Here is a 10,975-nt window from a genome sequence, read left to right as displayed (position 1 = left end):
TTGGTGCAAAGAGGTGGGGCAATAAAAAATCGCTTGTTGGTGCTTTGTTGCGTGAAAGTTGTTGGTGCCTTTAGGGTGTGAGAAAAAATTGGTCATCTAATCAGTATTGCTAACGAAAAAGAGGGGGGCGTGTTTTGGTGCAAAGAGGTGGGGCAATAAAAAATCGCTTGTTGGTGCTTTGTTGCGTGAAAGTTGTTGGTGCCTTTAGGGTATGAGGAAAAATTGGTCATCTAATCAGTATTGCTAACGAAAAAGAAGGGGTGCGTGTTTTGGTGCAAAGAGGTGGGGCAATAAAAAATCGCTTGTTGGTGCTTTTGCTGGGTAATGGTATGGTGTCATTTGGGGGCTGGATTGATTATATCGTGATTTTGACCGTATCTGTGTTCACTTGGAAAGCTAATCAATATGATGTCGCTTTTATTGGAGCGGCAACATTATTCCCTGGTATCGTTCTGTCTAAGCCAATTGGAATGTTGGTAAGTCCACCGTTCTATGATCCATTGGTTGCGGGCGTCACTGCTGTTACGGGCGCTATGTACTGTCGGTTTATTGCTGGCGACGAGTCTGCAAGGATTTATTATACTGGCAGTTATTCGAGCGACATTCAACAGTCTAGCCATGCCTGCAATTTCCGTTCTTAGTGCAAATTCTGTGCCTGAACACGGACGGACTCGTTACTATTCTGTGCTTAACATGATCAATAGCGCAGCAAAGATGATAGGACCTGCTTTGGGGAGTGCTCTGTCTGTACTTTTATCAGATACCTATACTTTATTATTTTCTGGTTTTTTGACATTGCTAGGCTTTATCGTGTTTTGTTTTATTGGTGCACAACCTGTCTCGTCGCTAAGAATAAAAAAAGCGAATACCACGCAAGCACAGCAGAGGCTTTATGGGACAGCTTGGTATGCCTATGTGGCGGTGGTGTTTGTGTATTTTGCCATGGTCTTTATGGTGAATAATCAGTTGCCCGTTATTCTCGGCACAATGAAAATGAATAAACAGACTCTTGGAATGCTGGTATCTGCTTCAGCGATTGGTAATTTTCTCTATGGGTTTTGGCGTGTGAAACAATCAAAGCATAAACCCCTTACAGGCAAAATATCGGAGTTGTTAATGCCGGCAATGTCAACAATGATTGGTTTTGTCATGATCTCAGTGTGCTTTTTTTACTTTGATTTACTCCGTATTGAGACTTTGTTGCTTTGTTTTTTCCTTATTGGAATGGTTAGCGCTTACTTTTCCATATCTTCTAATGTTTATCTGGTAAGCAATTTCAATGAACAGATTGGATTGGCTTCCGGCTGGGTGCAGTCTATACAAAATTTAGCTATGTTGGTGGCGCCGTTTGTTGGAGCGTTTGTTTTAGGTCACACTTCGGCTGGAAAATTGTTCCTTCTTTCTGGATTGAGTGGATTATTCTGTTTATTGGCTATCAGGATATTGGTGAACCGTTCTTTGTCTATTATTCGTTCTCAATGATTGGCTCATCAACGAAACAAATGTTTTAAATCATTTTTCTGAGGTTTAGAGGACGTGGAGATAATCCAACATAGAGCAGCTCTTTCAACGTTATAGATTCAATTTTTGATTTTTACTTAACCGCTCATATTTTTGTTTTTTTTTCGGGGCTTTGTTTTCTTGACACTGTTCTACCGTCTCGTAAACTCAATAGGGGGCATGGTTTTGAGCGATAATGTCATTTTTGTTTAACTCCGCTTTGCTACGAATAGTCAAACTTAAAAACTCAGCTGCTAATCCTCAATCAGCTTGGCTTGACGCAATAATGGAAACAGAAAACAAGCTATAGTGTGAATTATCTTATATGCCATAAAACATCACTCTTGGGGGTATGGTGATATCAGGTATGGGAAACTTTAGGCGGGGGTATGTTAATTGTTGCTCTTTTTCCTAATCAGAAATCAACCACAAGATTGCTTTTTGTTTTTTTGGCTGGAGGTCTCTAAAGTTTTTCAAAAGAGTGTGTTCTTTTTCGCTATAGGTTTCTTGATCACGGAGTGGGGTATTTTCTTTTGTTGAGATATCTTCTTTTGTAGCAATGTCTGCATAAAAAAAGCTTATAGGAACTTCCAGTTTTTGGGCGATTTTGAGTAAACATCCTGCGCTTACACGATTGAAGCCTTTTTCGTATTTTTGGATTTGTTGAAAACTGACACCTAAATGGCTTCCTAATTCTTTTTGGGAAAGGCTCATTGAAATGCGTCTGTGGCGGATTCTTTTGCCTATCAGAATGTCGATAAAATTTGGATTTTTGGTTTGCACTTCAAGCCCCCCTCCGGTTGCGAGCGCCCTCGCATTGGTATTCCGGGAGTCAAAATACTGAGCTCTAGTCAGTTTTTTTGCTTTTAGTGCTTAAAGCACCTGGACATGGCAAAAACTCCCGGAATTCTGGGACACCCACAAGAGTGGGCTCATTTTACGCTAGAGCTTAGGGTTTTTGAATCCCTCTTGATCGCTGCGTAGACGATCAAAAAACATTTTTTAATTTGTAAAGTAATTTCAGAAGATTGGCAAGAGAAATGAAAATAATCTCAAAGACTATAAAATTGGGTACTTTTTAAAAAAGTGCGAAATATGGATTATAAATCGCGTCTTTTGCTTAATCAGAATGTCGAAAAATTTTGATTTTTAGTTGGCACTTCAAGCTCCCCTCCGGTTGCGAGCGCCCTCGCATTGGTATTCCGGGAGGTTGAAAATACTGAACCTAAATCAGCTTTTTGCTTTTAGTGCGGAAACGCACCTGGACATAGCAAAATCTCCCGGAATTCTAAGGATACTCGCAAAAGTGGGCTCATTTTACGCTAGAGCTTAGGGTTTTTGAATCCCTCTTGATCGCTGCGTGGACGATCAAAAACACGTGCTTATCAATAAAGTAATTTCAGAAGATTGGCAAGAGAAATGAAAATAATCTCAAAGACTATATGATTGGGTACTTTTTAAAAAGTGCGAAATATGGATTATAAATCGCGTCTTTTGCTTAATCAGAAATGTCGATAAAATTTGGATTTTTAGTTGGAACTTTACACCCCCTCCGGTTGCGAGCGCCCTCGCATTGGTATTCCGGGAGCAACAAGTACTGAACCCTAGTCAGCTTTTTGCTTTTAGTGCGGAAAAGCACCTGGACATAGCAAAAAACTCCCGGAATTCCGGGAAACCCACAAGAGTAGGCTCAATTGTACGCTAGGGTTTAGGGCCTGTTTTCCCTGTTGATCGCTGCGTAGACGATCAAAATGACACTTTAAGTGATAAAGTAATTTCAGAAGATTGGCAAGAACAATCAAAAATTTTCTATTCTGTTATGCCATAAAACGGCGCTATTTGGAGGGGTGTGATATCAGCATATCAATATTCACATTTAGGCGTTTTTTAGAGTGTGTGATAAATGTTTTAGGCTGGACTTATCTGTCTAGTCTAATGAAACAGTTTCGTTTGTGGGGTGGGTGATAACTATACAAAGTGATCAGTAGGGGGCCTTTGAGATAAGAAGTTGGATTGTTTACAGAACAGTGTTTACAAAGCGGTGTGGAGTGGTGAACCTTTCGTTGGCTTTGTTCTGTAAAGATGTAAAAGCGTAAAAATGTATATCCGTAAAAGTGAAGCGGAGGATTTGTGGATTTATATATTGTGCGTGTTTTGGTTACGTTGGGCTTTTGTCTGACATAGAATGTGGTGAGAGGATTGGGGGAGGTGCCAGACTGGAAGAGAAATGAAGAGTGTTGTTGAGTGCGTTGGTTGGAGAAGAGTGTGGGAGGAATGGAAGGTGATCTGAAACGAATGAGTGGTCAGTGGTGGAAACTTGCTAGACAAGTATTTGAATTATTTACAGAACAGTGTTTATCGAGCGGTGTGGGGTGGTGAACCTTTCGTTGGCTTCGTTCTGTAAAGATGTAAAAGCGTAAAAATGTGTTTGTGAGAAAGGAGTGGGGGGCTATGTGTTGTGTGTGTTTTTGTCATGGTGAGAAATGTGGCGAGATAAATGAGGGAAAGAGTCTGTGAATGGAAGTTGGGAGGAAGAGTGCTGTTAAGTTGTGAGTGTGTGACGGGAGAGCAAAACGGGAAGGGAGAATGGAGAGAGTGCGCATGGATAGGAGGAGAGTGTTGGTAAGGCGGTGGTGCAAAGAGATGCGTGAAGGAATGGTGATTTAAGGAGATAGAGCTTGATTTGTTGAGCCTGATGAAGTGCTGTCGTTTGAGGAGGGGAGTCTGAAGACGGGGGACTAGGCAAAAAGCTGGGTTCTTTTACAGAACAGTGTTTACAAAGCAGTGTGGGGTGGTAAGCCTTTCGTTGGCTTCGTTCTGTAAAGATGTAAAAGCGTAAAAATGTGTTTGTGAAAAAGGAGTGGGGGGCTATGTGTTGTGCGTGTTTTTGTCATGGTGGGCTTTTGTCTGACATCGATGGGAGCATTGGGGGTGAAGAGACTGTAATAGTGGGGCTAGGCCGGTTGGGGTTGGGCTGGTGGGGAGGCTGGGCTGGTGGGGAAGCTGGGCTGGTGGGGCGTATAGGGGAGTTGCGGTTTTTGTTTAAATTGATAGCGTATTTTTTTCTCCCTCTTGCTATGAGGCGTGTAAAAACCCATATTCTTTTTAGCACTACGGTTCTTCTTCATGCGGCATCATTTGCGGTGTTTTGTGGGGGGTGGGCTGTCCTTTGAAGATGTCTCTTTTGTGGAATGTTGGGGGAATTTAAAGTGCGGTGGTGGCTTGAGATTTAAGGAAAAAAAATGAATTTGGAAAAATATAGCGAACGCGTGCAGGGTTTTTTACAATCAGCACAAAGTGGTGCCCTTGCTTCTGATCATCAGCAGTTTTTGCCGGAGCATCTGTTGAAAGTGTTGTTAGACGATTCTCAAGGATTGGCAGCATCACTGATCCAAAAAGCGGGTGGTGATCTTACTCTTATTCGAAAGGCGCTTAATGAAGCACTTGATGCTTTGCCTAAAGTGCAAGGGGGGAATGGACAGCTCTATCTCTCTCAGCCGTTGGCAAAAGTCTTTAACATGGCGGAAGATTTGGCGAAAAAAGCCGGTGATCAATTTGTGACCGTTGAGCGTGTGTTGCAAGCGCTGATCATGGAAAAGACCGCAAAAACTGCTGATATTCTTACAAACGGAGGGTTGACAGCGCAGGCGCTTAATGAGGCTATTAATGATTTGCGGAAAGGAAAAACAGCAACAAGCCCCCATGCCGAAAGCCAATATGATGCTTTGCAAAAATATGCCCGTGATCTCACAAAAGATGCCCGTGAAGGAAAACTCGACCCTGTGATTGGGCGGGAAGAGGAAATCCGCCGCACTATTCAGGTGCTCTCTCGGCGGACCAAAAATAATCCTGTGCTTATTGGTGAACCAGGGGTGGGGAAAACAGCTATCGTGGAAGGGTTGGCATTGCGCATTGTTAATGGCGATGTGCCTGAAACTTTGCGGGATAAACAGCTTCATGCGTTGGATATGGGAGCGCTTATCGCTGGTGCAAAATATCGTGGGGAATTCGAAGAGCGCCTCAAAGCGGTGTTGGCAGAGGTGCAAGCTGAAAATGGGCAGATCATTTTGTTTATCGATGAATTGCATAATCTCGTTGGGGCTGGAAAATCTGACGGTCCTATGGATGCTTCTAACTTGTTAAAACCTGCTCTTGCACGCGGAGAACTCCATTGTGTAGGGGCTACTACGCTCGATGAATATCGAAAATATGTCGAAAAAGATGCTGCTCTTGCACGACGCTTCCAGCCTGTCTTTGTACCGGAACCCTCTTTGGAGGATACTATCTCTATTTTGCGCGGTATCAAGGAAAAATATGAACAACATCACAAAGTGCGCTTGGCTGATAGTGCTTTGATTGCGGCGGCGCGTTTGTCTAACCGCTATATTACGGATCGCTTCTTGCCGGATAAAGCTATTGACCTTATCGATGAAGCGGCGGCACGGTTGCGCATGCAGGTCGATTCAAAGCCGGAAGAACTCGATGCTGTTGATCGGCGTATTTTACAGTTGAAGATCGAACGGGAAGCTTTGAAAACAGATGTCGAGCCAACAGCAAAAGAACGTTTGGAAAATGTGCAGGAGGAACTCAAAACATTGGAACAACAGTCCGCTGAGATGACAAGTGCTTGGCAGGCTGAGAAACAAAAATTAGGGCATGCTGCTGATTTGAAAAAACAACTCGAAGAAGCACGTAATGCTTTGGCTATTGCACAACGTGATGGACAATTCCAACGCGCTGGAGAGCTCGCTTATAGCGTTATCCCTGAACTCGAAAAACAATTGAGTATCGCGGAAAATGATGATCAACAAAATCATCTCGTTGAAGAGACGGTTACTGCTGAACATGTGGCGCGGATTGTTTCACGCTGGACCGGTATTCCTGTTGATCGAATGCTGGAGGCAGAACGGGAGGCGCTGTTGCGTATGGAAGATGAAATTAGCAAACGTGTGATTGGGCAGGGAGAGGCTGTTCAAGCTGTTTCTCGCGCTGTACGCCGTGCGCGCGCAGGGTTGCAAGATCCCAATCGCCCGCTTGGCTCTTTCATGTTTTTGGGTCCTACCGGTGTGGGAAAAACCGAATTAACCAAAGCTCTCGCGGCTTTTCTTTTCCAAGACTCCAATGCCATGTTGCGCATCGATATGTCGGAATATATGGAAAAACATGCTGGGGCGCGGCTGATTGGGGCGCCACCTGGATATGTTGGATATGAAGAGGGTGGGGTGCTGACCGAAGCTGTACGTAGAAGACCTTACCAGGTCATTCTATTCGACGAAATTGAAAAAGCACACCCTGATATTTTTAATCTCTTGTTGCAAGTGTTGGATGAGGGACGTTTGACCGATAGTCAAGGACGTACCGTCGATTTTCGCAATACCTTGCTGATTATGACTTCTAATCTTGGTGCTGAGTTTTTAACTGCTTTGCCTGAAGGGCAAACCGTTGAGCAGGCAAAAAATGATGTTATGAATGTCGTGAAAGCGGCTTTCCGTCCTGAGTTTTTAAACCGTATTGATGAGATTATTCTCTTTCAAAGGCTGCAACGTCACGATATGGAAGCGATCGTCGATATTCAGATAGAACATTTGCAAAATTTGCTCAATGAACGCAAAATAACTTTGCAAATCGAGCCAGAGGTGAGAAAATTTCTTGCCGATAAGGGCTATGATCCGCTCTATGGTGCGCGTCCGCTTAAACGGATTATCCAAAAAGAAATTCAAGACCCACTGGCGGAAAATATCTTATTTGGGAAAATTCACGATGAGACGACGGTGAAAATTACAAAACAAGGAGATCGGTTGGAATTTTTGCCTGAAGATTAAGTGTGGAAAAATTCATGCTATAAAGGGCGGTGATAATCCTATTATGCGATAACACCGCTCTTTGAGGCGTGCTGATTTAGAAAATTCACGATGAGACAGCGGTGTTTTATCGCAAAGCAAAGGGAATGGTCGGTGTTTTTGCATGTTAAATGAGCGTTCTCGAATATCGTAGGATTCTTTTACTTCTGTTTGTCGTAAAAGCTATTTTCTTGCAATGTTATAAGTGAAGTCACAAGAGGGATTGCTTTATTGCTTTGTGCGTAAAAGCGTTAAAGAGAAATGCCGTTTATCCGCCGTAAAATATTGCTCTTTGAAGGGGGGGGTAGGGAATTTTAGACAAAGATATTTTGATGATGGATTGGAATTTTGCTGTTTAAGAAAAAGGTGGAGGATGCGTAAAATGTACTGCTCTCTCATTTTTTCGGTGATGTGCGTTTTTCTGCTTTAAAATTTTGCTAAAAGTTTTTTTTAACTGTTTGATTGATTGCACTCTTGTCGGTGGCTAATAGATGATGGAGCATGATTATCTGCACAATCAAGTTTGCTATTTTGCAGTTTTTTAATCAAGATAAAGACTGAAAAAAAGCTCCCTAACTTGTTTTGGTTAAAATTTTTGCTATTCGTGTTATAAAGACAAGTTTAAGTGGAGGTGTATATTAAAAATATCATCTATATCTTACTTTATTTTACTTTACTTATTTACCAATAAACTATAATATGGTAAATATTAAGTAAAAGAAACAGATAATGAACTTTTTTCAAGAACTTTAATAAGAACTGTATTGGAGTTTATTGATAAAAAGGGTCATTTGAAATTTAAGCGGGGGTGTAATCTCATGAAATTAGCCACAAACAAGGAATTAATTAACAGCTGGTTTGCAAAGGAAGTTAAGAGTTACAATCGGCGTATTCCAGAAGGCTTAAAGGATTTCTACGAGGATAGGAAAGATTCGTTAATAAGTGATGATAAGCTTCAACAGGAAATTTTGGACTCTTTAATACAGCGTATATCGTTAACACCGGATGATTCCAATCCATTAAAGATGTTTCTTGAACAAGACATTTTTTTTAGGGAGGAGCAAGGGGCGAGAGTTTTTGATACTATTAGAGGTGAGCATTCGATATCTGTTAAAAGTGGAGAAAGCGTTGATCCATTTAAAGTGAATGATCCAGAAATTGACGCATCATCTATACCGGACAAACGAGAAAATACCCATACATTTACGATGACGTGTGACCGAAGAGAGCGTGCTTTTAGAGAAGAGTGTGGGCTGGACAATCTTTTAGAAGAGATCAGATCGTCTGTCCGAGAGCAGGATAATGTTGAGAGTTACAATTGGTTAGAAAAGCTTATTGATTGTGCAGTAAACAGTGAAGTTGCACCGTTACAAGAAACACAAGAAATCTACATTCCAGACATTCGTGATCTTCGTTTAGATGAAAAATCATATGAGCTCGCTATAAAAATCATTCGACGAGCAGTCAGATGTCTTGGGGTTCCCTCACGTTTGTACAATGCTTGTTCTTTTCAAAAAGCTTTTTCTTTGCGTGATCTTGTATTCATTTTTGGCATAGGTGCTCAATTTGATATAAATGATCAAGTTCTTAACGAAGTCATGAATATATCGACAGTTTGTGACGCTAAAAATAACCTTTTAAAAGTGAAAGATTTTGGTGAGAAAAATAGCGATGTTATTGGTCTTGCTATGTCAAAAAAAGCGATATCTATCGATGACTTAAAAATAAAAAGGTATAGCAAGTTTGATCCAAACAATTTGCGCACGAATATCTTTTTTCATATTTCGCAATGGTCATTATTTCGTCCGTTTGAAACAATGATTGTTTTTAAAGCAGGGACTGATGATCAGATTGAAAAAACAATAAAAAGGTATGAAGGCGCCAATGACATGAAGTTAAAAGAAGAAGCAGAGAAAGAAGCTTTAAAAAGAGTGAAAGTGCTATAAAAAGACTAATTGAGGCATTCAAAAGTCATTGGAAAATTATAAGTGACAACAAAAATGCAGCTGATTATCCTAGTCTGCCGTAAAACATTGCTCTTTGAAGGGGTGTGGTGTGCTAGAATATTTGAGGGCAGGGTTTGAGTTATTGAGCCTGATGAAGTGCTGTTGTTTGAGGGGAAGCTGGTTTGAATTTGACTTAAGGGGGGGATATGAATGGAATGATGTTGATCGTTGCGCTGTTGCTTAATCAGAAATCAACCACAAGATTGCTTTTTGTTTTTTCGGCTGAAGTTCTCTAAAGTTTTTCAAAAGGGTGTGTTCTTTTTCGCTATAGGTTTCTTGATTGTGGTGTAAGAGAGTTTCTTTTGTGGGAAGATCTTCTTTTGTGGCAATGTCTGCATAAAAAAAGTTTACGGGAACCTCTAGTTTTTGGGCGATTTCCAGTAAACATTTGGCACTTACACGGTTTAAGCCTTTTTCGTATTTTTGGATTTGTTGGAAACTGACGCTTAAATGGCATCCTAATTCTTTTTGGGAAACTCCCATTGCAATGCGTCTGTGACGGATTCTTTTGCCTATCAGAATGTCGATAAAATGTGGATTTTTAGTTGGCACTTCAAGCCCCCCCTCCGGTTGCGAGCGCCCTCGCATTGGTATTCCGGGAGTCTAAAAGTACTGAACTCGAATCAGTTTTTTTGCTTTTAGTGCTGGGAAGCACCTGGACATAGCAAAAACTCCCGGAATTCCGGGATATCCGCAAAGCGGGACAAATTCATGTACGAGTTTTCGGGCTTTTAGCTCCCTATTTGACCGCTGCGTATACGATCAAAAACACAGGCCAATTCATAAGGCAATTTCAGAAAATTGGCAAGAAAAATTAAAATAATATCAAAGACTATAAGATTGGGTACTTTTTAAAAAAGTGCAAAATATGGATTTTTGGTTGGCACTTCAAGCCCCCCGCTGGGGGCGAGCGCCCTCGCATTGGTATTCTGGGAGCCTGAAAGAACTGACCTCGAATCAGCATTTTGCTTTTAGTGCTCATCGCACCTAGACATAGCAAAATCTCCCAGAATCCCGGGACCCCCACAAAAGTGGGTTCATTCTTATGTATCGAGGTTTCGGGCTTTCAGTTCTCTATTGATCGTCGCGTATACGACCAAAATTACACTTTAAGTGATAAAGTAATTTCAGAAGATTGGCAAGAACAATCAAGAATTTTCTATTCTATTATGCTGTAAAACACTGCTCTTTTAGGGGGAGTGAAGAGCTAGAATATTTGAGGGCAGGGCTTGATTTGTTGAGCCTGATGAAGTGTTGTCGTTTGAGGGGGGGTGTCTGAAGACTGTAAGGGTACTAGGCAAAAAGCTGGGTTCGTTTATAGACTATTGTTTATAGAGCGGTGCGGGGTGGTAAACCTTTCGTTGGTTTCGTTCTGTAAAGATGTAAAAACGTAAAAACGTATATCCGTAAAAGTGAAACGGAGGACTTATGGATTTATATATTTGTGGATTTATATATTGTGCGTGTTTTTGGTCACTTTGGGCTTTTGGGGGCGTGGAATGTGGTGCGAGGATTGGGGGGAAGTGTCTTCGTGAATGGAGGGAGACGTTTAGAGGAAGAGGGGTGTTCAGTTGTTAAGTGTGTGATGGGAGAGAAAAAGGGGGAATGGAGGATGAAGAGAGTGCGCAT

General features: G+C 41.6%; 9 protein-coding genes. 7 read left to right on the top strand and 2 right to left on the bottom strand.

All coding sequences use genetic code 11. The features are described 5' to 3' along the window. Positions 1-492 precede the first annotated feature (492 nt). Entirely contained in the window at positions 493-1,482 is a 990-nt protein-coding gene (locus ACFIJZ_RS07220) for an MFS transporter (protein WP_375631427.1), read from the top strand. A gap of 429 nt (positions 1,483-1,911) precedes the next feature. On the opposite strand, the gene ACFIJZ_RS07215 is transcribed toward ACFIJZ_RS07220, so the two are convergent. Continuing rightward, positions 1,912-2,283: a helix-turn-helix domain-containing protein gene (locus ACFIJZ_RS07215; RefSeq protein WP_375631426.1), complete on the bottom strand. Its 372-nt coding sequence runs from the start codon at positions 2,281-2,283 to the stop codon at positions 1,912-1,914. 1,461 nt (positions 2,284-3,744) lie between these two features. On the opposite strand from ACFIJZ_RS07215, the gene ACFIJZ_RS07210 reads away from it, so the two are divergent. The 5 genes from ACFIJZ_RS07210 (at position 3,745) to ACFIJZ_RS07190 (ending at position 9,286) form a co-directional block, all read left to right on the top strand. Further along, a complete protein-coding gene (locus tag ACFIJZ_RS07210) occupies positions 3,745-3,879 on the top strand; it encodes a hypothetical protein (protein WP_375631425.1) in 135 nt (44 codons plus the stop codon). Between the two features lie 118 nt (positions 3,880-3,997). Next, a complete protein-coding gene (locus tag ACFIJZ_RS07205; protein WP_273790827.1) occupies positions 3,998-4,126 on the top strand; it encodes a hypothetical protein in 129 nt (42 codons plus the stop codon). 244 nt (positions 4,127-4,370) lie between these two features. Further along, on the top strand, positions 4,371-4,673 hold the full coding sequence (locus tag ACFIJZ_RS07200; RefSeq protein ID WP_375631424.1) for a hypothetical protein: 303 nt from the start codon (positions 4,371-4,373) through the stop codon (positions 4,671-4,673). Between the two features lie 69 nt (positions 4,674-4,742). Further along, a complete protein-coding gene (clpB, locus tag ACFIJZ_RS07195; RefSeq protein WP_375631423.1) occupies positions 4,743-7,322 on the top strand; it encodes an ATP-dependent chaperone ClpB in 2,580 nt (859 codons plus the stop codon). An 836-nt stretch (positions 7,323-8,158) separates the two neighbouring features. Beyond that, a complete protein-coding gene (locus ACFIJZ_RS07190) occupies positions 8,159-9,286 on the top strand; it encodes a hypothetical protein (RefSeq protein ID WP_375631422.1) in 1,128 nt (375 codons plus the stop codon). 240 nt (positions 9,287-9,526) lie between these two features. Here the strand turns inward: ACFIJZ_RS07190 and ACFIJZ_RS07185 are convergent, their stop codons facing one another. Next, positions 9,527-9,898 (bottom strand): helix-turn-helix domain-containing protein, encoded by a 372-nt coding sequence (locus tag ACFIJZ_RS07185; protein WP_375631429.1) that lies wholly within the window; start codon positions 9,896-9,898, stop codon positions 9,527-9,529. An 892-nt stretch (positions 9,899-10,790) separates the two neighbouring features. Between ACFIJZ_RS07185 and ACFIJZ_RS07180 the strand changes: the two genes are divergently transcribed. Next, positions 10,791-10,975 (top strand): hypothetical protein (locus ACFIJZ_RS07180; RefSeq protein ID WP_375631421.1); only part of this gene is annotated, 185 nt, incomplete at its 3' end.

It is taken from the genome of Bartonella sp. CL70QHWL, from assembly GCF_042194855.1.
In the GTDB taxonomy this organism is placed as follows: domain Bacteria; phylum Pseudomonadota; class Alphaproteobacteria; order Rhizobiales; family Rhizobiaceae; genus Bartonella.
This window is presented reverse-complemented; position numbering and strand designations above follow the sequence as displayed.